Source organism: Chryseobacterium sp. (assembly GCF_029240215.1).
Taxonomy (GTDB): Bacteria; Bacteroidota; Bacteroidia; order Flavobacteriales; family Weeksellaceae; genus Chryseobacterium.
Genome location: NZ_JARBTK010000002.1, coordinates 595,714 through 617,704, shown reverse-complemented (window position 1 = coordinate 617,704; position 21,991 = coordinate 595,714). Strand labels below are relative to the sequence as shown.

The 21,991-nt window shown below is 34.3% G+C and carries 20 protein-coding genes and 3 tRNA genes; 7 read left to right on the top strand and 16 right to left on the bottom strand.

The features are described from left to right. Positions 1 to 26 precede the first annotated feature (26 nt). The 3 genes from K0R77_RS06860 to K0R77_RS06850 all read right to left on the bottom strand — a co-directional run bounded on the left by K0R77_RS06860 (position 27) and on the right by K0R77_RS06850 (position 3,579). Entirely contained in the window at positions 27 to 479 is a 453-nt protein-coding gene (locus tag K0R77_RS06860) for a hypothetical protein (protein ID WP_300350257.1), read from the bottom strand. Then, complete coding sequence (locus K0R77_RS06855) at positions 480 to 860, bottom strand: RidA family protein (RefSeq protein WP_129535133.1); 381 nt, start codon at positions 858 to 860, stop codon at positions 480 to 482. 130 nt (positions 861 to 990) lie between these two features. After that, on the bottom strand, positions 991 to 3,579 hold the full coding sequence (locus K0R77_RS06850) for a putative LPS assembly protein LptD (protein ID WP_300350253.1): 2,589 nt from the start codon (positions 3,577 to 3,579) through the stop codon (positions 991 to 993). Between the two features lie 53 nt (positions 3,580 to 3,632). Between K0R77_RS06850 and K0R77_RS06845 the strand changes: the two genes are divergently transcribed. The 6 genes from K0R77_RS06845 (at position 3,633) to K0R77_RS06820 (ending at position 5,929) form a co-directional block, all read left to right on the top strand. Then, positions 3,633 to 4,922: an N-acetylmuramoyl-L-alanine amidase gene (locus K0R77_RS06845; protein WP_300350250.1), complete on the top strand. Its 1,290-nt coding sequence runs from the start codon at positions 3,633 to 3,635 to the stop codon at positions 4,920 to 4,922. A gap of 56 nt (positions 4,923 to 4,978) precedes the next feature. Beyond that, positions 4,979 to 5,053: transfer RNA gene (locus K0R77_RS06840), tRNA-Glu, on the top strand. Positions 5,054 to 5,063: 10 nt separating this feature from the next. Beyond that, on the top strand, positions 5,064 to 5,378 hold the full coding sequence (locus K0R77_RS06835) for a hypothetical protein (RefSeq protein WP_300350248.1): 315 nt from the start codon (positions 5,064 to 5,066) through the stop codon (positions 5,376 to 5,378). 73 nt (positions 5,379 to 5,451) lie between these two features. Then, positions 5,452 to 5,706, top strand: coding sequence for a 30S ribosomal protein S20 (rpsT, locus tag K0R77_RS06830; protein WP_219970180.1), 255 nt, complete (start codon positions 5,452 to 5,454; stop codon positions 5,704 to 5,706). A gap of 8 nt (positions 5,707 to 5,714) precedes the next feature. Further along, positions 5,715 to 5,786: transfer RNA gene (locus tag K0R77_RS06825), tRNA-Glu, on the top strand. 71 nt (positions 5,787 to 5,857) lie between these two features. Further along, positions 5,858 to 5,929, top strand: a tRNA-Glu gene (locus tag K0R77_RS06820). A gap of 113 nt (positions 5,930 to 6,042) precedes the next feature. Here the strand turns inward: K0R77_RS06820 and K0R77_RS06815 are convergent. The 6 genes from K0R77_RS06815 to K0R77_RS06790 all read right to left on the bottom strand — a co-directional run bounded on the left by K0R77_RS06815 (position 6,043) and on the right by K0R77_RS06790 (position 10,759). Next, positions 6,043 to 6,717 carry a superoxide dismutase gene (locus K0R77_RS06815; protein ID WP_300350244.1) on the bottom strand — a complete coding sequence of 225 codons (675 nt, stop codon included), beginning with the start codon at positions 6,715 to 6,717 and terminating at the stop codon, positions 6,043 to 6,045. Positions 6,718 to 6,814: 97 nt separating this feature from the next. Then, positions 6,815 to 7,507: an SCO family protein gene (locus K0R77_RS06810; RefSeq protein WP_300350451.1), complete on the bottom strand. Its 693-nt coding sequence runs from the start codon at positions 7,505 to 7,507 to the stop codon at positions 6,815 to 6,817. After that, on the bottom strand, positions 7,485 to 7,760 hold the full coding sequence (locus K0R77_RS06805; RefSeq protein WP_300350242.1) for a YHS domain-containing protein: 276 nt from the start codon (positions 7,758 to 7,760) through the stop codon (positions 7,485 to 7,487). The genes K0R77_RS06810 and K0R77_RS06805 overlap by 23 nt, the downstream gene beginning before the upstream one ends. Before the next feature lie 74 nt (positions 7,761 to 7,834). Then, on the bottom strand, positions 7,835 to 8,194 hold the full coding sequence (locus K0R77_RS06800; protein ID WP_300350239.1) for a hypothetical protein: 360 nt from the start codon (positions 8,192 to 8,194) through the stop codon (positions 7,835 to 7,837). A gap of 154 nt (positions 8,195 to 8,348) precedes the next feature. Next, positions 8,349 to 10,295 carry a heavy metal translocating P-type ATPase gene (locus K0R77_RS06795; protein ID WP_300350237.1) on the bottom strand — a complete coding sequence of 649 codons (1,947 nt, stop codon included), beginning with the start codon at positions 10,293 to 10,295 and terminating at the stop codon, positions 8,349 to 8,351. Between the two features lie 44 nt (positions 10,296 to 10,339). Further along, the gene (locus K0R77_RS06790) at positions 10,340 to 10,759 is read right to left on the bottom strand and encodes a Fur family transcriptional regulator (protein ID WP_300350234.1); all 420 of its coding nucleotides are present in this window, start codon (positions 10,757 to 10,759) and stop codon (positions 10,340 to 10,342) included. Between the two features lie 99 nt (positions 10,760 to 10,858). Here K0R77_RS06790 and K0R77_RS06785 point away from each other — a divergent pair, with 99 nt between their 5' ends. Next, entirely contained in the window at positions 10,859 to 11,266 is a 408-nt protein-coding gene (locus K0R77_RS06785) for a type II 3-dehydroquinate dehydratase (protein WP_300350231.1), read from the top strand. A 107-nt stretch (positions 11,267 to 11,373) separates the two neighbouring features. On the opposite strand, the gene pckA is transcribed toward K0R77_RS06785, so the two are convergent. The 7 genes from pckA to K0R77_RS06750 form a co-directional block, all read right to left on the bottom strand. Next, positions 11,374 to 12,990, bottom strand: coding sequence for a phosphoenolpyruvate carboxykinase (ATP) (gene pckA, locus K0R77_RS06780; RefSeq protein ID WP_300350228.1), 1,617 nt, complete (start codon positions 12,988 to 12,990; stop codon positions 11,374 to 11,376). Between the two features lie 130 nt (positions 12,991 to 13,120). Then, positions 13,121 to 14,023 (bottom strand): GYDIA family GHMP kinase, encoded by a 903-nt coding sequence (locus tag K0R77_RS06775; protein WP_300350224.1) that lies wholly within the window; start codon positions 14,021 to 14,023, stop codon positions 13,121 to 13,123. Between the two features lie 10 nt (positions 14,024 to 14,033). Beyond that, the gene (fabD, locus tag K0R77_RS06770) at positions 14,034 to 14,909 is read right to left on the bottom strand and encodes an ACP S-malonyltransferase (protein WP_300350221.1); all 876 of its coding nucleotides are present in this window, start codon (positions 14,907 to 14,909) and stop codon (positions 14,034 to 14,036) included. Positions 14,910 to 14,966: 57 nt separating this feature from the next. Further along, positions 14,967 to 16,694: a LysM peptidoglycan-binding domain-containing protein gene (locus K0R77_RS06765; protein WP_300350218.1), complete on the bottom strand. Its 1,728-nt coding sequence runs from the start codon at positions 16,692 to 16,694 to the stop codon at positions 14,967 to 14,969. Between the two features lie 37 nt (positions 16,695 to 16,731). Then, on the bottom strand, positions 16,732 to 18,318 hold the full coding sequence (bshC, locus tag K0R77_RS06760) for a bacillithiol biosynthesis cysteine-adding enzyme BshC (RefSeq protein WP_300350215.1): 1,587 nt from the start codon (positions 18,316 to 18,318) through the stop codon (positions 16,732 to 16,734). Between the two features lie 11 nt (positions 18,319 to 18,329). Then, entirely contained in the window at positions 18,330 to 20,267 is a 1,938-nt protein-coding gene (locus K0R77_RS06755) for a putative porin (protein ID WP_300350212.1), read from the bottom strand. A gap of 120 nt (positions 20,268 to 20,387) precedes the next feature. After that, positions 20,388 to 21,986, bottom strand: coding sequence for a RagB/SusD family nutrient uptake outer membrane protein (locus K0R77_RS06750; RefSeq protein ID WP_300350209.1), 1,599 nt, complete (start codon positions 21,984 to 21,986; stop codon positions 20,388 to 20,390). Positions 21,987 to 21,991 lie beyond the last annotated feature (5 nt).

Sequence of the window (21,991 nt, the reverse complement as noted above, 5' to 3'; positions counted from 1 at the left end):
CGCGATTTTTTATTTCTTTAAAATTTTTATTGATTGTTCATTTTATCAGCAATTCTGCGCTTCTTTTTTCTTTCATAAATAATCTCTACAATTTTTCCTCCCATCCAGGCAAATGGAAAAAAGATCAGGAAAATTGAGATTTTATAAAAAGTAGGATGATACGGAAAGACAATTACATCAAGCATTGCGATAAACAACATAATGAAGCCGATAAGAATAGCGTAGGCAACTTTAGCATACTTTACGATAATCGCTGTAGCAACACCACCCACGGTACTTCCCAATCCAGAAATAAAAAGCAGAAAACCAAAAAATGCATCATCATTTTTCATGCTTTCAAGAAATTTTTGCCAATGCTCAAATGGCGCAAAAGCTTCGAATGTCACCCATTTGGGGAAAGCTCTTATACCAAGAGTGATAATAAGCCCTGCAATCGCAAGACCTACAATAATAGCAAATGTATTTCTTAGAAAACTCATTTAATCCTGATGTGCGATCATAGAAATTTCGATATCCACATTTTTTGGAAGACAAGAAACCTGTACGGTTTCTCTGGCAGGATAACTTTCTGCATCCAAGTAAGAAGCATAAATATCATTCATCACTGCAAAATCGTCCATGCTTTTAAGGAAAATACTTGCCTTTACAACGTTTTTAAAAGTCATTCCGGCTTCAGTAAGTATTGCTTCAAGATTTTTCATAACCTGATGCGTTTCTTTTTCTATTCCTTCTACCAATTTTCCGGTTGCAGGATCTACAGGAATCTGTCCTGAAATGTATAAAACTCCATTGGCAAAATTTGCCTGAGAATATGGTCCGATCGCTGCAGGAGCATTAACAGTAGATACTATTTTTTTCATATGATGAGATTATTAATTATTTTGATTTTTCATTCGGCTTTCGCTTTATGATAAGTGAAAATCATGCCGTTTTAACCCTTAAATTATTTCGGTGCAAATATAAAATTTATATTCTAAAATCAATATGATCTTAGAAAGGCGGATTTGGTTGCGTAAAGCTTCTGTCTTTGTATTTCAGAGCATCGCTCAAAATGTTGGCTTTGATTCCTATGAAAAAGTCATACACTTTATATTGTCCGAAAGGTACCCAGTTAAAATTGATTGTAAAACTTCGCTGATCTCTCGAAAATCCTATTCTTGTATAAGCAAGATCTCTGGTCACCATGTCATAATGGGTACTTCCGTTGATATTCCAGTAAGGAGTAAGCTTAATGCTTCCATCTAGACCGATTGATGCCATTGTAGTAGCTGTTCTTGTTAAATTTCTGGAATACTGATAATTTGCATTCACATTCAGCGTCCAAGCCTGATCAAAGTGAGCATAATTATCATCGTCGAAATAGTAATTTTCGTTTCTTATTTCACCTTTTGAACCATATTTTTTAGCATAATCTGTTTTTTCTCCAAAAAGTTCGCTACTTAGAGGATAAGAAAGCTGCATATTGAAACCTTGTACGCTAAATGAACCAAAGCTCTCTGTTCTGATCCCGGTATCTGATCCCGGAGCAAATAAAATTTTGTAAGGATCTAATGTCAAACTTGTATTGACACTCAATTTATTATCAAAGAAAGAAGACTGACCATTGATTGAGATCACAGACCAGGGATGTGTTTTTGCCGCGAAGTTATAATTTCCAGAAAGATTTAAAGATTCAAATATTTTAATTTTCTTTACTCCTGTAGAATCACTCTTAGACTTTACTTTCATTTCAACATTGTTCCCGATGTTGAAACCTAAAGCTCCGACCATTCCAGATGTAGGCGAACCGACAATTCCGTTATCGAAGATTGAATATGGCGTTAATGCTCCGCTCGCATTATAATAATTCCTGAAATATCCGAACCCTGAACCACCGAAGTCAGGAGAATAAGTAAAACCTATACTTGGAGTCATCATGTGTCTGACTGCTTCAATAGATGAACCTTTTTTAAAGTTCAGCATTCCGTATAACTGTGTTTGTAAACTCGCCGTTGTGGAAAAAGTAGAATAACCAGCCACTTTTTTATTAACCTGATCTACCACTACATTTTCAATAGGATCGTAGAATTTAGTCAGTGTTTTTGTAGTCAGTGCATTATCGATATTGGCGCCCAAACTGAATGTAAAATATTTTGCGATCGTTGTATTTGTACCTAATGTGATATTATTTTTAATTCCGGTTTGTAATTTATCCCACATTGCTTTTGTAAACAGTTCGCCTTCACCTGTACTCACAAAATTGGTTAAATTTAAACCTGTATTCACCGTAATATTTTCCAAAAGACCAGATCTTACCCCTGTTTTAGAGCCAAATAAATAAAACTGATTAATCGCCACATTCATCTGAGGCAAACGTAGATCAGCCAATCCTGTTGAGAAATTTTGTGAATAAGAAGCCGTTCCGGTAATGGTTGCGGGAAGTTTTAAAAATCTTTTAGTGAGCGTCAGGGTAGAATTTTGCTGGGTCTTAAGGACACTCTCATTCATAATATAGTTATTGTTAACGGTATTATTATAAAATGTAGTGCTCGTCACATCCACAGAAGCAGAAAACGTAAGAAACGGATTTGCTTTTGTATCCTGAGTATGCCTCCACGCAATTCTGTATGTTCCTGTTTTGCTGTAATCATCGAGACCTTTTATTCCACGAACGGTAGTCCCAATATCTGCAGCAAAGTTTCCGGAATATCGGTATTTTTTAAGATAATTCATTTCCGGGCGCAAATTCCAACTCCCCTTTGTATAAATATCTGCTAAAACTTTAAGATCAAAATGTTCTCCAATGGGTTGATAATACCCTATTCCATTTAAGAAAAATCCTACATCTTCTCTTTCCCCAAAACTCGGAATCAGAATACCTGCAGATCTTTTATCTGAAAAAGGCAAAATTGCAAATGGCATAATTAATGGAGTTGGAACCTGCTCAATATACATTTGTACAGGTCCTGTAATTACAGAACTGCTGTTTTTCCCTTTTACCATTTTTATATGCGGAGCCAACAAATGGTAATCTGCCAAAGAGTCTTTTTTCTTGATAAAATAGTCGTCAGTTGTAAACAAACCTCTTCTCATAAAGAAAACCGAATCATTGTACTTTTTGGTTTTTTCGGCTACAATTATCCCCTCACTTTCTTCAGTTCTTGCATTGTAAGCAATTGCCTGTTTTGTTTTGTAATTGTAATTAAACTCATTAGTCTCATACTTTTTACCAGCCTGAGTCGTGATTACCGGTTCTATAACTTTGCCTAAAGAATCAAGTTTTCCTCTGGCAAAAATCAAGTTTTTGGTTTCATCAATAGATATGTAATCTGCATCAATCTGCATATCCTGATATTTTACCTGAGCATTTTTGTTCAGATAAATCATTTTCTTCGGAACATCTCTACGCTGATCATCGGCTTTCGTCTCGAGTACATCATCTAATGCTTCCTTCTGTACAATTATGGTATCCTTTTTGGAAATTGTATCTTTAATTACCGTAGTTTCCGTTAATTTTTTAGGAGTTTGCTGTGCTAAAAAACTGTTAAAAATTAGGATAATTAAAATTTGTAATATATTTTTGAAGACGGTTTTGTCCAATTTTGTTTTATATAATTTAGGCTCAAAATTAATATAATTTTTAAAACTGTAAGATGTACACACGAAAATTTAAAATAATTTTAGCATTTCTTCTGACACTTTCCATACAATTTGCTTATTCTCAAAAAAAATTCACTGTCGTTTTAGACGCTGGACACGGGGGAAGCGATCATGGTGCGAACAGATCGTATAGTGATATAGGAAGAATTGCAGAAAAAGATATTACCCTTGCTATTGTTCTAAAAGTAGGCGCAATGCTGGAAAAAAATAAAGATTTTAAAGTTATTTATACCAGAAAAATCGACGAATATCCCTCATTATCGGACAGAACCAACCTTGCCAACCGAAGCAAAGCAGATCTTTTTGTCTCTGTACACTGTAATTCTTCTCAAAGACCAACTGCATACGGAACAGAAACTTTCGTACAGGGTCCTGATCAGAACGACACCAATCTTGAAGTAGCAAAACGTGAAAATGATGTAATCTACCTTGACGAAAAAGATAAGCAGACTTTTGGTACGTATGACGCAAGGTCACCGGAATCGCTGATTGCTTTAAAACTTCAGCAAAGCAAATATCTTGAATCCAGCCTTTTGCTTGGCGGGCTTGTTGAAAACAATTTTGTTAATAAAGACAAAAGGTCTTCAAGAGGAGTCTGGCAAAAAAACCTTCACGTTCTCCGTATGAATGCGATGCCTTCAGTACTTATTGAGACAGGATTCATCAATCACCCTGAAGAGAGTCATTATTTGGCATCCGAAAAGGGGCAGAGCGAGATCTCAGAAAGTATTTATGATGCAATTATTGATTACAAAAAGGCGATTGACAGAAAATCAGGTGGTTCACTTGCAACAAAAAAGCCTGAACCTGAAAAGAAAGAAGAGGTTCCACTGAAGAATGATTTCAGAATACTACTGATGACTTCTGCTGTGAAATACAATGAAGATGATCCTGCTTTAAAGGGGTTAAATTATATTCTTCCATTAAAAGAAAACGGCATTTACAAATATTATTACAGCGTGACCAATATGGCTTCGATCCGTGATATTAATATTAAAACAGCAAAAGATGCAGGCTTCCGAAACGCTTACGCAGTAGGATTTATGCCAAATCAAAAGCTGAATACCGGATATTATACCATAGAAGTGTATACAGGAAAAGATAAATTAAGTGCCAATTCCTTTATTTTGCAGACATTAAAAGATGCAGAAAGAGAAAAAAACAATGGCATGTTCTATTATACTTATGGAAAAGTTTCGTCACTGGAAGACGCAATAAAACTTCAGAAAGAACTGGAAGCCAAAGGAGTAAAAAACACAGTCATTCAAAAAATTAATAAATAAAGAAAAATAATTTTGAAGTTTAAAAGTTAATTAATACTTTTGCAACCTCAAAATTTGGTCTATTCGTCTAGTGGTTAGGACTCAAGGTTTTCATCCTTGCAACAGGAGTTCGATTCTCCTATAGACTACCAAATTTATATCATGCCGGATTTAAAGATTCAGGAAGCAAAATTGCTTTTTAAAAAAATCCACACGAACCCAAAAAGTTACGATTTAAAGATCAATGAAGAAGGGATTACAGGCAGAGATGATAAAATAAGTTTCAGACTTTACAGGAACGGTGAAGTAAGTGCCTTTGAGGTACTGATCGACGGAATAACTTTCACCAATACCACTGGGGAATGGAACAACGCACTGAATATGCTGACAAGCACAATCAGAAAAATAGAAAAAGAACAACAGAATATAAAACTAGAACAAGCATTAGATAAACTCAAAAAATACCTCTCAGAATAAAGTTTAAATTTTTTAAAAATAAATTTGGCTGGTATAAAAAAAGTTTATAAATTTGCACTCACATTTGAACGATATGGCAAATCATAAATCAGCACTAAAGAGAATTAGACAAAACGAAAAAAGAAAAGTTCGTAACAGATACTATCACAAGACTGCTAGAACAGCTTTGAAAGTATTAAGAAATGAAGAAGATAAGGCTGCAGCTACTGAGCAATTGCCAAAAGTTATCTCTTTATTAGACAGATTAGCTAAGAAAAACATTATTCACAAGAATAAGGCGGCTAATTTGAAAAGCAAATTGACTAAGCACGTTAACAAGTTAGCGTAATTATAGTAGGCCCGTTCGTCTATCGGTTAGGACCTCAGGTTTTCATCCTGGTAAGAGGGGTTCGACTCCCCTACGGGCTACTTATAAAAAAGAATTGAAACTTTTAAAAATTCAAAAATACTAACCCGTTATTTGTAACGTGATGGTAGATGGCCCGTTCGTCTATCGGTTAGGACCTCAGGTTTTCATCCTGGTAAGAGGGGTTCGACTCCCCTACGGGCTACTAAACAAAAACCATTGATAAATTTTCAATGGTTTTTTTATATTTAAAATTTAGGCTAAATTAAAATTCGCAGCATATCTATAAAAGAATATGCTGCGAATTTAGTTGACGAATTATTTTTTGCTTAAAGCTTCATCATATCTTCTGCTTATTTCTTTCCAGTTGGTAACGTTCCAGATAGCAGTTAAATAATCAGCTCTTTTGTTTTGATATTTTAAATAGTAAGCATGTTCCCAAACATCAATTCCGAAAATTGGAGTTCCTTTTTCTTCTACAACGTCCATCAAAGGATTATCCTGGTTTGGTGTAGAAGAAACAAACAATTTGCCGCTTTTATCAACAGAAAGCCAAGCCCAACCCGAACCGAAACGATCTGCACCTGCTTTGCTCATTTTTTCTTTAAAAGCTTCCATACTTCCGAATGCATCGGTGATTGCTTTAGACAATTTTGCAGAAGGCTGAGTGTTTTTTTCGGGTGTTAGAACCGTCCAAAATAACTCGTGATTATAATGACCACCTGCATTATTTCTTACAGCCATTGGTAATGTTCCTGCTTTAGAAAGAATCTGGAATAATGTCTGTTTTTCCTGAGGAGTGCCTGCAATTGCTTTATTCAAATTACTCACATAAGCTGCAGCATGCTTAGAATAGTGAATTTCCATAGTCTGTGCATCAATATTCCCTTCTAATGCATTGTATGCATAAGGTAGAGGTGTTTGCTTAAATTGCGCAAAAGCAAATTGCGCTGCAAAAACTGCAGTGAAAGCAGCTACTTTAAAAATTTTCATAATTTTTTATTTATGGTTAAACATTTATTTCTTCTTAGGTAAGGAAGGAAAAGCTCGAAGCAACAATTAACCTGCGATGAGCTTCATTCGTCCAACCTTATTTCAATAATTTCTTTATATCTTCAATTAAAATTGCTCTGTCAGGATGATATTTTCCTGTCAACTTAGGAATTTTGCCTTCTGGATCTTCGTAATTTAGTCCTGAGTAATACAAAATCGGCATATTGTCTTTATTGTATCTGCAGCGAATGTTTCCTTCCTGATCAACTAAGGCAATCATTCCGCTGTGGTTAAGGCTTTCGCTTTCATCTTCTTTATCTCCGACATATATATTAAACTGATCTGCTAATTTACCAATGTAATCTCTGTTTCCAGTCAGAAAATGCCAGTTCATCGATTTTACACCGATTTTATTAGCATGAAGTTTCAAAGCTTCAGGAGAATCATTTTCCGGATCGATGCTTATAGAAATGATACCGAAATCAGGATTGTTGATTGTGCCTTCAATTGCTTTCATGTTACTGTTCATCACAGGACAAATAGTGGGACATCTACTAAAGAAAAATTCTACCAGATATACTTTCCCGAGCATATCTTTGTTGGTGATCTTTTGATTATTTTGATCTGTCAATTCAAAATCAGGAACTTTCATTACAGTATAAAGACTTTTCTTAAAATAACTCATCCCAAAACCAATACCCAGAAAAAGAAGAGCTAAAATCACTAAAGGAATGATCACTTTAGATTTTGAACTTGTTTGGGGAGTTTTATTTTTGGACATATTTCTCAGGATCTTTTTTAAACTCGTCTTTGCAATAAGCACTGCAAAAACCATACACTTTATTTTTATAGGTCATTGTATCTTTAGTAAAACCTGCCGTTTCCATTTTGCAGATAGGATCTACTTTATTGACAACTTTTATATTTTCTAAATTCTTACCTGCAGAATTCATACTTTTCTTATGCTTAACCTTTGGTGCATCCTGAACGCAGGACACGATTGAAACTGACAGAAATACCGCCAAAATGAATAGTGATTTCATTTATTTAATTTGAAATTAATGATAGTAATAAAACGAAAAATAAGTTTTGAACGAATCAAAACTAGAAATTAAGTTTAAGCTAGAGGAGGATGAAATATTTTTGAAAAATATTCTGAAGTATGATTGTTTGAATATAAAGAATTCTTTGTGTAATTTAAATTATCAAAAAGATTATCATTTAAAAAAGAGAAAATTTCGCTTGAAAGAAAAACATCCAAAGTGGGAATTTTGATTGTTTGGGAATTATTTTGTTTCTCAGTTTTCACCAATTCTTTAGTTACAAAACATTTCCCTTTACAGGTTGAGTCGACCACATCTCTCTTCTCACAAAGATTTTTGACAATATATTCATAGTTTACAGCATAATTGATCAACGGCAAAACCGGACGAATTGCAATGGTAAAAATGATAAAAAATGAAACGAAAAATTTCAATGATGACTCTTTACTACAAATATACCACGCAAATTCTTTTTACAGGTTAATTTATGATGAATATCATCAATACTTTTATATTTTAAATATCAGATGAAAAATTTCTAAAAAAAATCTGTGAAAATCTGAGTAATCTGCGGGATTATTTTACAAATTAAAACTTCATCCTCTGAATTCTCACCGCATTCAAAATCGCCAACAAAGCAACACCGACATCAGCAAAAACAGCTTCCCACATCGTTGCAATTCCACCAGCACCGAGAATCAAGACAATTCCTTTTACAGCAAATGCTAAAATAATATTCTGCCATACAATTTTCTTGGTCTGCTTTCCGATATTGATTGCCATTGGGATTTTACTTGGTTGATCGTCCTGAATGACAATATCTGCCGTTTCTATCGTTGCATCACTTCCCAATCCACCCATTGCAATTCCTACGTCACTTAATGCAACAACAGGAGCGTCATTGACACCGTCGCCCACAAAAGCCACACTTTGGTTTTTAGACTTTAGTTCTTTCACCTTATTCACTTTATCTTCGGGAAGTAAATCTCCATAAGCGTTTTCGATTCCCAATTGATCTGCAACATATTGTACGACTGAAGTTTTATCACCACTCAACATTGTTGTTTTTACACCTAAAGATTTTAATTTATTTATTGTGAATTGAGAATCAGCTTTTATACTATCAGCAATTGTAAGATAACCCACGAATTTTTTATCGTAAGCCACTGCAATTAAAGTGTAAACAATGTTTTCAGGTTTAAAATCAAATTGAATGTTGAATTTTTCGAGCAATTTAAAATTTCCACCCAACAATTCTTTGCCATTGATGACTGCTTTTAAACCATGTCCTGCAATTTCTTCTACATTTTCTAATTGAATAGAATGATCAACTTCGCCCACAAACTCATGAATTGCCGTTGCAACAGGATGTGTACTCTGACTTTCCAAAGCATTAACTAATTTTAAAATTTCATTTTTATTAAATTCATCATTAAAATGAACTTCCTGAACTCTAAAAACACCTTCCGTCATCGTACCGGTTTTATCCATCACCACATTCTGGATATTAGCCAAAACATCTAAAAAATTACTTCCTTTAATTAAAATTCCATTTCTGCTTCCCGCTCCGATTCCTCCAAAATATCCTAAAGGTATTGAAATCACCAAAGCACACGGACATGAAATCACGAGGAAGACCAATGCTTTGTACAGCCAAGTTTTAAATTCATAATTTTCTACAAATAAATATGGAAGAAAAGTAATTCCGATCGCAAGAAAAACTACAATGGGTGTATAAATTTTCGCAAATTTTCTTATAAATAATTCTGTTGGAGCTTTTTGTGAGGTCGCATTTTGAACGAGTTCTAAAATTTTGCTCAGCTTACTGTCTTTAAATGCTGCAGTGACTTTAATTTGACTGACCGTATTTAAATTGATCATTCCCGCTAAAACTTTTTCACCTTTTATTTTTGTATCAGGCTTGCTTTCTCCGGTAAGCGCAGAAGTATTGAAAGAAGCTTTTTCTGAGATCAATTCCCCATCCAGACCTAATTTTTCGCCGGATTTTAACTGAATGATTTCGCCAGTTTTTACAGTTTCGGCTTTCACAACTTGAGGTTTTCCGTCTTTTAAAACGATAACTTCATCGGGACGTTGATCGAGAAGTGATTTAATATTGCTCTTTGCTCTTGTAACTGCCATTGCCTGAAAAACTTCTCCGACAGAATAGAAAAGCATCACTGCAACTCCTTCAGGATATTCACCAATCCCAAAAGCTCCAATCGTTGCAATTCCCATCAGAAAAAATTCTGAAAACACATCTCCATGAATGATGCTTTCATATGCTTCTTTTAAAACAGGAATTCCGACAGGAAGGTAAGCAATCAAATACCAGACAAGACGAATCCAGCCATTGAACCAATAATTTTCAATAAAATGATCGAAGGCAATTCCTATTAATAATAAAGAAAACGAAATGATCGCCGGAAGAAACATCCGCAAAATCGTTTGATCTCCTGTATCATGTGAATGATCGTGGTCGTGACCTTCGTGATTGTGTTCTTTTTTTGGTTTTGTGCTGCAACATTCTTCCATAACAAATAATTTTAAGCAAATTTAACCGTAAAGCCGATGCAATACTATTGCAAACTTTCTAAGCAATTTTCACAAATGCCTTTTGCGAAAAATCTTATTTCGTCAATCCTAAAATTGGTCTTACCATTTTCCGGAATTGAAATATCTTCTTTGCATGTCGTCTGTTTACAGATTTTACAGTAAAAGTGAAGATGCCAATCTTTATGTGTTTTTTCATCGCACTCGTCATGACAAAGTTTATATTTTGTTGTGGTATTTTCCTGAATACTGTGAACTATTCCTTTTTCTTCAAAGGTTTTTAAAGTTCTGTAAATGGTTGTTCTATCTGCATTTTCAAAATAATTTTCTATTTCAGATAATGATAATGCTGCGTTTTGAGAACTCAAAAAATCGTATACCAAAATCCTCATGCTTGTAGGCTTGGTATTTTTGTCAATTAGTTTGCTTTCAATTTCTTCTTTCATAATAAAATCTAATCAGATTTTTGAAATTATAAGATAGCGAAAAACTTTCAGACTTCATCTTTTTAAGCTTAAAACAAAAAGAATTCTTATTTTTATCCTATGAAAGTTTTAATTATCAATGGTCCGAATCTGAATCTTTTAGGCACAAGAGAACCTGAAATCTATGGAACTGTTTCTATGGAAAATTATTTAGACAAATTAAAGTCTGAATTTTCTTCACATGATTTGAAATATTATCAGTCAAATATTGAAGGTGAATTGATTAACAGACTTCAGGAAGATGATTTTGATGCGGTGATTATTAATCCCGGAGCTTTCACGCATTATTCTTATGCAATTGCAGATTGCCTTAAGAATATTCAGAAGCCGAAAGTGGAAGTTCACATCAGCAATATTTATAAGAGAGAAGAATTTCGTCAGAAATCTGTTACAGCTGCTTGTACGGATGCAGTTTTGTCCGGTTTTGGGATGGATGGATATCGATTAGCGATAGTGAGCTTAAAATAGTTCCACGAATTTCACAGATTTTCATAGATCAATGTATGAATTTTGCTCTAGTAGATTTTTCAATCAAATAAAAAAGCCTCATCAATCGATGAGGCTCTTCACTATTTCTAAATGGTCTGTTCCTGCAATTGAGGACCAGAAGCAATCAGCTTTTTGGCTTCGTCATTACCGCAGTACTGCTCGAAGTTTCTGATATATTTTGCAGCAAGATCTCTTGCCTTTTCTTCCCATTCTGCAACATCATTATATGTATCTCTCGGGTCTAGAATACCTTCAGAAACATTTGGCAATGAAGTCGGGATTTCAAGATTCATGATAGGAATTGTAATTTTCTCGGCTTTTTCGATTGATCCGTCAATGATTGAATCAATGATTGCTCTTGTATCTTTTAGAGAAATTCTCTTTCCCGTTCCGTTCCATCCTGTATTGACTAAGTATGCTTTTGCGCCGTGTTCTTTCATTTTCCCGATCAATGTTTTTGAATACATTGTTGGATGCAATGTTAAGAATGCTTCACCGAATGCAGGTGAGAAAGATGGTTCCGGTTCTGTGATTCCTCTTTCAGTTCCGGCTAATTTTGAAGTATAACCACAAAGGAAGTGATACTGAGCCTGATTTTCATCCAAAACAGAAACCGGAGGCAATACTCCGAAAGCATCTGCGGAAAGATAAACAATCTTACTTGCATGACCTGCTTTAGATGGCAAAACAATTTTATTGATGTGATAAATAGGATAAGAAACTCTTGTGTTTTCTGTAATAGATCCGTCTGTGTAATCAGCTATTCCGTTGTGAACTACAACATTTTCAAGAAGCGCATCTCTTTTGATCGCTCTGAAAATATCCGGTTCTTTTTCTGCTGATAAATCAATCACTTTGGCATAACATCCACCCTCATAATTAAAAACTCCATTGTCATCCCAACCGTGCTCGTCGTCACCAATTAAATATCTTTTAGGATCTGCGGACAAAGTTGTTTTTCCTGTTCCTGAAAGTCCGAAGAATAACGCTACATCTCCTTCTTCACCAACGTTTGCAGAACAGTGCATTGATGCCATACCTTTCAACGGAAGGTAATAATTCATCATGGAAAACATTCCTTTTTTCATTTCTCCGCCGTACCAAGTTCCTCCAATGATCTGTAATTTCTCGGTAAGATTAAACATTACGAAATTTTCAGAATTTAACTCCTGCTCTTCCCAATTCGGATTTGTAGTTTTGGAACCATTGATTACAGTGAAATCCGGCTCTCCGTAGTTTTCCAATTCAAAATGTGAAGGACGGATGAACATATTGGTAACAAAATGAGCCTGCCAAGCAACTTCAACAATGAATCGTACTTTTAATCTTGTATCTGTATTTGTACCGCAAAAAGTATCGACAACATAGATTTTTTTGGCACTTGAAAGTTGAGTTAATACTAAATCTTTACACGATTCGAAAATTTCAGGAGTTGTAGGGAGATTTACTTTACCGTCCCAGAAAATAGTATCTTTCGTAACATCATCCTGAACAATATATCTGTCTTTTGGTGAACGACCGGTGAAAACCCCTGTCTGAACTGATACCGCACCAGACTCTGTAAGCTCAGCTTTTTCAAAACCTTGATTTTCAGGTGAAATTTCCGCTTGATATAACTCTTCGTACGAAGGATTATAAGTTAATTCATACTCTCCTTTAATCCCTAATTTTTGTAAATCCTGGATGATTTTAGCGTTTTTCATTTTACTTATATTTTCTTTTTCTTTTTGTTGGTTTAACCTCAGTAATATTAACTAATTGTTAAACTTCGATAAATATAAACATATAAGCGAAAATGGCAAATAAAAAATGATATATATATTTATTTGAATATCAGCTAATTAAATCATTCCAATCAAAAACAGTTGAAAAACCTTTTCCCCAAAAATAGTCTTCATAGCCTTCAAATTTTGCACTCATAACAAAATCACCGCCCCAAGCACCCAAACTTTTGACAAATTTTGCACAATCTGCAAAAAAAAGTGATTTAACTGTCGGAATTTTAATAAAATCTGAAATACGTTGCTCATGTATTATCATTAATTCAGAAAAATTATCTAATTCATCACACAATAAAATATTTCTTGTGAGATCAGAAAACTCGTCGACTAATTTTTGAGACTTTATTTTCGACTTATAAAGAGTAATTCCTTCTCGGCTGTCCTGCTTCTGATTTAAGTGAATGAAAATCAGTTCATTCTTAAATTTAGGATTAAAATCAACCTTTTCAAAATGTATTTCAGGTTTGTTTTGATAAAGTACCGCTGACTTTGCCTTTGCTACGGCGATATCATATCCGCTCCCACCTAAACTTATGGAATTAAGATGAAAAGGGTCAATACTTGACCATTCTGCAAGATTATTCATTAAAGTCGAACTGCTTCCCAGACCGTAATCAGCCGGAAACTGAAGATTTGTTTTTAAATGATAGGAATAAGTGCTTTTAAATTTAATTTCAGAAAGACTCTGAACATTTTTAAGAGTTTTAAGAATAAACTCTGCACTTGAAGTAATATTGGTTTCTAAGATCTGCCAGTTTTTATAATCGATGACAGCTTTTAACCATAATTTGTTTTGATGATATGCTTCCCAGAAAATAAGAGATTTTCCGTCATTCTTTTCTTCAAAGAAAAACTCTTGTCCTAGCCTGGTTGGTACCGCTAAGACAAGAGCTCCGTCTACAGCGAAATATTCTGAAGTAAGCATCAGCTTTCCCGGTGAATAGATCTCGCCCATTTTATTTAAATTAAATTGCTGAAGCCGATGTAACTTCGCTGTCAATTTTTTTGATTAATCCCTGTAATGTTTTTCCCGGCCCCACTTCAATGAAGTTCGTAGCACCGTCTTTAATCATGTTTTGTACAGACTGCGTCCATTTTACAGGACCTGTCAACTGAGCGATCAGATTATTTTTGATCTGTTCGGGATCAGTTACTGCTGTCGTTGTAATATTCTGATAAACAGGAATTGTAGCTTTTCTGAATTTTGTATTCTCAATTGCTGCTGCCAATCTCTCCTGAGCAGGTTGCATCAAAGGTGAATGAAAAGCCCCATTGACAGGCAATAACAATGCTCTTTTTGCTCCTGCTTCTTTCAATTTTACACAAGCTTCTTCTACAGAAGCAGTTTCACCGGAAATTACTAATTGTCCGGGACAGTTGTAATTAGCAGGAACAACAATTCCGCTAATTGTTGCACAAATTTCTTCAACTTTAGCATCTTCCAATCCTAAAATCGCCGCCATAGAACTCGGGTTTGCATCACAAGCAGCCTGCATAGCTTTCGCTCTTTCAGAGACAAGCTTTAAGCCATCGTCAAAAGATAAAACACCATTGGCAACCAAAGCAGAAAATTCTCCTAAAGAATGACCTGCAACCATTTCTGCACCAAGACCGTTTACCGCTTTTAAAGCAGCAACCGAATGAATGAATATTGAAGGTTGGGTAACCTCAGTTTTTTTCAGATCTTCATCTGCTCCATTAAACATAATGGAAATAATATCGAATCCTAAGATTTCATTGGCATATTCCATCAGATCTTTGATGTCTTTACGGGAATCGTACAATTCTTTTCCCATACCTACAAACTGTGAACCTTGCCCAGGAAATACAAGTGCTTTCATTTATTTATTTAAAAATTAATACAAATATATATTTTAAAAGTAGAACTACTTTCAGTATTACGGAACCAATCTTATTACCCTGAAACCGGTATTGACATATGCTCCGTTTGATTTAGACTTTACAAATTCGAATTTTGTGGCAAGCTGTGTCTGCACTTTATTCATCTGTTTGAAAATTTCGCCTTTTTTATTTTCTCTTGTCAACATATCATTCATCACATCAAAACCTATCACGGCATATTTACCCGGAGTTTTGCAGTATTTAGCTTTATATGCTGCTAATATTTCTTTTTCAAAACTTCCGTCGGTATTGATTTTTCTGTCCATCAGATAAACCAGACTTGCCTGGCTCAGCTCATCAACTTTTTTCTCAAAACTTGGTACAGAGTATAAGCTGAATGCTTTCATCCCCTGAACTTCTTTCGAAAGTGCAATCATTCTGCTTGAGAAAGCTTCTCCTACATTATCATTATCACTTGCCAAAATTGCGATCACAGGTGCAGACTGACCTGTCATCATATTTTGATCCAGCTGAATATCTGCTGCAGAATTTACTATTGATACGTTAGCATTTTTAACAGCTTTTTCGAGATTAGCTTTTATATAATTGGCATTTTCTTTTTTAGAATCTGCCACGATATAAATTTTTTGATCAGAATAAACTGTTTTTACCTCTTCAACTATTTTGTCTGAATAAGTCTGATCATTGGTTTCCACAATAATTAAATTGCTATAATTGTATAATTCCGGAGAATTTGCAAATGGCGCAACAACAGGAATTTTCTGAGTTTTTGTAAAATCCAGCAAATCAATCACATTTGATTTGAAGAACGGACCAACAATTAAATCTGTATTATTCGGATTAATCTGCGTTAAAGAATTTTTAAAGGAAGCTTCATTACCTGAATCAACAATTTTGATATCAAGTTTCTGTCCGCTTGCTGCATTTCTTTCAATGGCTAATTTTGCTCCGGTAAGAAAATCCATTGCCATTGATCTGTACTGAGTTTCGTTTGTGCTGTAACCAAAAGGTAGCATTAAAACTACGCTCAATGCATCACCACTTTTCTTAGTATATGCTGCGTCTAATTTTTTGATTTTAAGAACCATTCCGGTTTTCAAACCTCTTGATAAATCAGGGTTTAAAGCAATCAATTCGTCGATGGTCACTCCAAATTTATTGACAATAGAAAAAACGGTATCTCCCTGTTCAACCGTATAAGTTGCGTATTCATCCTGACCTGAAGAAGAATGAGATGTCGTTGTTGAATTATCATTCCCGGAATCTATTTTGGTTTTTGCATTGTTTGGCTGTACAGCTTCCACAGGCGCTTCAGCAGGTTTTGCGGTCACAACTGCAGTTTGATTACCTCCATATTTTTTGATGCTGTCGAGAGGTAATGTAATTTCATCACCAATTTTCATATGAGAATCTAATTCAGGATTTAATTTTCTTAGATCCGCTTCAGAAATTCTGTACTGCTTTGTAATACCGTAAATTGTTTGTTTTGGCTGAAGATAGATTTTCCCCGTTTTTGAAGCAGATGAAGAAGTAGAAGTCACTTTCGTAACAGCAGCATTTCCCGTCTTCACATTGAGAACATCTCCGATTGCCAATTTTCCGTCTTTGACTTTCGGATTCAGCTTTAGCAGCTCGTCAATAGTAATTCCGTATTTCTTTGAAATATTGTACGGATTGTCACCTTTTACAACCGTGTGTGTCTTCTGAGCAGAAACGCTCAAAAACATACATAAACCAGACAGTAAAAAAAACCTCTTAATCATTTTCGATATTATAATGTACAAAAATACTTCTTTAAAATTAAATGGCAACAATTATTAATTTTGATTGCTCCACTTCCATTTCTTCCAGGCAAGACTCAAGCCATGAGTAGCCGTAATCAGCAAAAAAAACAGAGAAATTAAAAATTCTTTCCTGCCATGTTTTTGCCGGATGAACATCTAAAAATAACATTTCTAACCGTTCCAGCAATTCGTTTTGCTTAATTTTTTCTGCATGAAGCAGTCTTTTTCTCATTCTTTTAAAAGATTTAAGCTGACGAATTTCTTCAGCTTTCACCATATTTCCGAAAGATTTTTCGGTGGTTTCGGCTAAACTTTTCAATTCTGAAAAATTATGAATTAAGCTATTTTCTTGTCCATCAAGACTTTCAAGAATAAAATTATTTTCTAATATTTTTGCGTTTGTAATTTTAGTAAAATTCTGGAAGAAATCCTCGATCCTCAAATCCAGCTTTTCAATTTTACCTAAAGTTTTCTCTTTAATAAACAGCATTGAATTCCTCGGAATCAAAATCGGAAAAGGAATATTGATTTTTGCGAAATAATCTTTTAATTCAAGCCAATACATGATTTCGGCGTTTCCTCCGATGTAAGCCAAATTGGGCAGAACTTTCTCCTGATAAACAGGGCGCATCAACGCATTCGGACTGAATCTTTCCGGAAAGTTTTCTAACTCGGCTAAAATCTCTTCTTTCGTAAATTTCTTATCTGTATCTACAACAAAATAATTTTCACCATCGAAATCTATTCTGTCTCTGGTTTCCGAAAGGTAAAATAAATTAATTTCTCTCGGATTAACCTGAACTTTACCATATTTTTCTGTCAGAAAATCGACTTTCTCCTTTGAAGTGTCATGCAAACTGAAATTAATCAATTCGTCTTTAAAAATATCTTTAACTTGATTTTTTAATTCTTTGGAATCTCCGTCAAGAATCAACAATCCGAATTCTGAAAATAATCGGTTGACCAAAATCTGTATCGCTTCAGTCAAGGTATTTCCAACTTTATATGCTTCTTTAAGCATTAAAATCAATTCTGTTCCGAAAATAGAGTCTTTGAATTCCTTTTCAAATTCAGAAATAAAAAAAGTATCTCCAATTTTTATTCTGCCAACTGCTCCGCCAGATTTTTCGTTGATTTCGTAATAATTATTTTCTGTTTTAAAATGATTGATCTCAGCAAAATCGTGATCTTCAGAAGCCATCCAATACACCGGAACAAAATTAAAATCCTGGAATTTTTGTTTTAAATGGGTACAGGTTTTTATTGTCTGCAAAATTTTATATACAAAAAAGACAGGTCCTGAAAAAAGATTAAGCTGGTGGCCTGTAGTGATCGTGAAAGTATTTGGGGACTTTAAACTCTCAATATTTTCTTTCTGTTTTGACGAAAGTTTTAAATGTGAAAGTTGCTCTGTAAATATTTTTAACATGATTTCTCTTTGAAAATTGTCAAAAGAATTTTGCTTCTGATGAATCTGCTGAGAAAAATTATCAAATGAAAAAGTGTTTTTTTCGAAACCCTTAATCTCCTGATTTAAAAAATCTTTGACCAATTGAGGAATACTCTCGATATCGGTAAATACTATTTTATTGACTGTTTTCAACGTGATTGAATTTAGTTGAACAAATACCATACAATTCCGATATTCAGTCTGAAATCATAGACCGGATAATGCGGGAAAGCGTAGGCTTTGTTATATGAAAGAAGGGTTCCCATTTGTTGCCCTTCGATAAAGAAAAACATTTTTTTTACCTTCATATTGATATAAAGATCTGCGATAGGCTGTCCTCCAATAGAGAAAGAATCGGCTGTCGGAAGGATATATTCATTAAGGATAGGAAAATATTCTCTCGATGCAAACTTTGAAAAATAATAAACTTTGATCCCTGCCTGAATTTCTGCAGCATTTTTGAATGCTTTTGACTGGAAGAAGAAATTTGCTCTTCCAATAAACGAAGGCATCGGAAGAAGTTCTTTATTCGTTAAAGCACTCTGAAACTGCACCCGTGTATTTAAGTGAAACTTTCTGTAGCTAAACGTTGCATCACCTCCGATTTGAGAGATATTTAATGAATTATCACTTTGGCGAGGCATCGCTGAAGAATCAAAATAGGTATAATTATCTATTCTGAAATAATTGGCAAACAATTCAGATTTAAACCATTTTAAATTAATACTTCCTCCGATTTCTGTGACTGCCTGATTTTTGGCATCCTGAAGATAATAGTTAAACCTTCTGTACGCGGAAGAATTCGCAAGATAGTTGAATGATGGATAAACACTTTGGAAATTAACCTTAGCATTAACAAAATAGTCTTTTATCGGTTCAAACTTGATATTATTTGTTGTTTTTAGATAATTTCCAAACTGACTTCCGTTTGAAAACTCTAAAAATGAGTTTAATTGAAATTTATCAAACAATTTTACCTGCAGATTTGCTACAGCACCCAATCTGTTTTCTTTCAACTCTGCCGGAACATCTACAAGAGGTAAATCAATTTCATTTAAACCAAATTTCAACATCTGATATCGTACACCGGCATCAAGTTTAAATTTTTCATTATCTAAAACCAAGCTTACCGTATTGCTGAAGTTGTTGGAATATTTTTTTGTTGAAGGAGAAAATCCATCAACAATTTGTGAAGATGTAGTGTACCAGTAATTTTCTAAAGCATCCTGAAAATAGTAATATTTATTTCCCTGATTTGATAAGGTATGTCTTATTCTAAAAGGGAATTTTTCAGAATTGAAAGGCGTAAATTGATGACTTAAATAATAACGGCGGTAAGAAAACTGAGAACTTGAAGATTCTAAATTTACCTGTGCATTTTGTTTATTAGCTTCGCTATTGCCAGATTGAAAAAGCTCATCATCTGCAATTCCTCCATTTTCCTGATTATTTACATTTTGGTGAAGGTAGTGAGCAAAAAGTTCATAATTTCCACTTTTGGAAATATAATGTCCGGAAAATAAAGTGTTGTTGTTTGCAGCCAGTGAATTTCTGTACATTCCTTCAGAACGCAATCCCATATATTCAACAGCAAAATTAAATCTCTTACCGATATTCTGTGTATATGTAGATTGTAGCGCAGCACCATTTCGCATTGCTGTATGATAAATGAAAGTTGCAGTAGGAGTTTTTACATCATAATACTTTATATCATTGACACCCAAAATTCCATAAGATTTATTTGATGGCAACAATGACAGATTCCCTTCTGCGTTTACTTCATAAGACAAAGGATTGAAACCCGCACCAATATTAGCAAACTGAACTCTACCGAAATTATCACGATTGTTATATTGTGAAAAAACATTCGTTTTATCAAAAGTCATCACCGTATCAAAAACTTTCTTCTCAGAAAACTGCGTTTGATACTGATAATCCTGAATAGTTGGTTTAAATATTTTTAAAGAGTCTTTCTTACCAGAATCAATCACCAAAGTATCAGACAACTTTTTATCCAATCGATTGGAATCTGTTTTGTTGACGATGACTTGGGCTTTGAAGAAGGTGCCGAAGAAAAGTATGATGAGGAGAATGTATTTCATTTATTTTCTATTAAATAAAATCAAAAAATATATTCTTGATTTTATTATGCAAAAATAGGAAATAAAAGGAAATAAAAAACCCTGCTTGAAGCAGGGTTTTAATTATATGATTATTAGGAATTAATAACCAGGATTTTGTTGGATATTTGGGTTTGCGGAAATTTCTGTAAACGGAATTGGTAAGGTATATTTATAACTTCCGTTAGCCAAGTTTGTAACTGGTATTATATCATCCGTTGGGTTTCTATCCATAGTTACCCCCGCTTGAACTGCCATTCTTTTAAGATCAATATAACGGTGACCTTCTAAGCCTAATTCAATTCTACGTTCTTTTAAAATATCTGCATAAGCAGTCTGAGCATTTCCATAAGTAGGAGTAGTTGCAGTACCATTATAGTTTCTCGCAACTCTCACTGCTTGAATAGCTGCCTGAGCACCAGATAAATTATTATTAGCAACTTCTGCTTCTGCTAATATAAAATACATTTCTGATAATCTAAATAACTTTAAATCGTTTCTCGTAGGTGCACTAGTTTTTCCAGGATATTTATCAATAACTAACCTATCTGAAGTAATTGGAGAAGAGCTTGTAGCATAATTAGCATCAACAATAGAACTTGGATCGATATAAGTATATCTTCTTATATCACCAGTAGTATTGACCAAATTGAATAAATTTCTTCCTAAAAACCACATAGGAACTCCTGAAACGGTTGATGTATTAGTGTTCCAATATGTGCCTACACCAGCACCTACTCCTGTAGCCAATCTATTCAGAGAGAAAATAATTTCACCTCTACTTGAATCATTCCACAAGTTTCTATAAGGATTAAATGAAGAAGCTACAGCATAGAAAGCAGAATTCCACGCTGGAATTTGCTGATGAACAGGTACTGTAGATGGAGGTGTTGGATTTGTAAAAATTGCTGAACCATTGCTAATTGGAGTAGCTGGCGTTAATGTTAATCCTGAATTAGAAATAACATCTTGTGCATACTGTTTAGCTAATACATTATTACCTCTATAAAGGTTAAATCTTGCAGAAAGAGCATTTACAAATCCTTTATCAACATAAAATCTAGCAGCAGCTACATTAGAATACGATAACGTGTTTCTTGCAAAATCCAAATCGGCATTAATAACATCAAAAACCGCTTGATTAGTGCTTCTTGGTAATTTGGCATCTGTTTCTGGAATACCATCTGTTATGATAACTCCTAATGCACCAGAATTTTTCATATCTGGTGAATAGTATGCCAACAATTGAACATAAGCATATGCTCTTAAAGCTCTAGCTTGTGCGATAATATTATTATACTGAGTTTGCTCAGAAGCTGCAGGAGTAAATAATGCTGCACCGGCAATTAATCTGTTTACTCGATTAATTAATCTATAATGATTACTCCATATACCACCAGGAACTCCATCTGAAGCATCTAAAAAATGTCTGTGTAATTGGAATTCCTGACCTCCACTTCCGTTTCCAGGTTTTACCTCATCAGTAAAAACTGCTGTGAAGTAAATATCATTCCCAGTTTCCATACTTGAATATACGGAACCTAATAAGAAACTATTTAAATTTGCTACATTACTAAAAATCGCATCGTCATCTAATTGACCTGGTTGCTCAATCTCAATCGCATCCTGACAACTCGATAGCGAGAAACCTACAGAAACGAAGGTTGCTAAAAAAAAGGCTGTTTTTATAATTCTTTTCATAATAT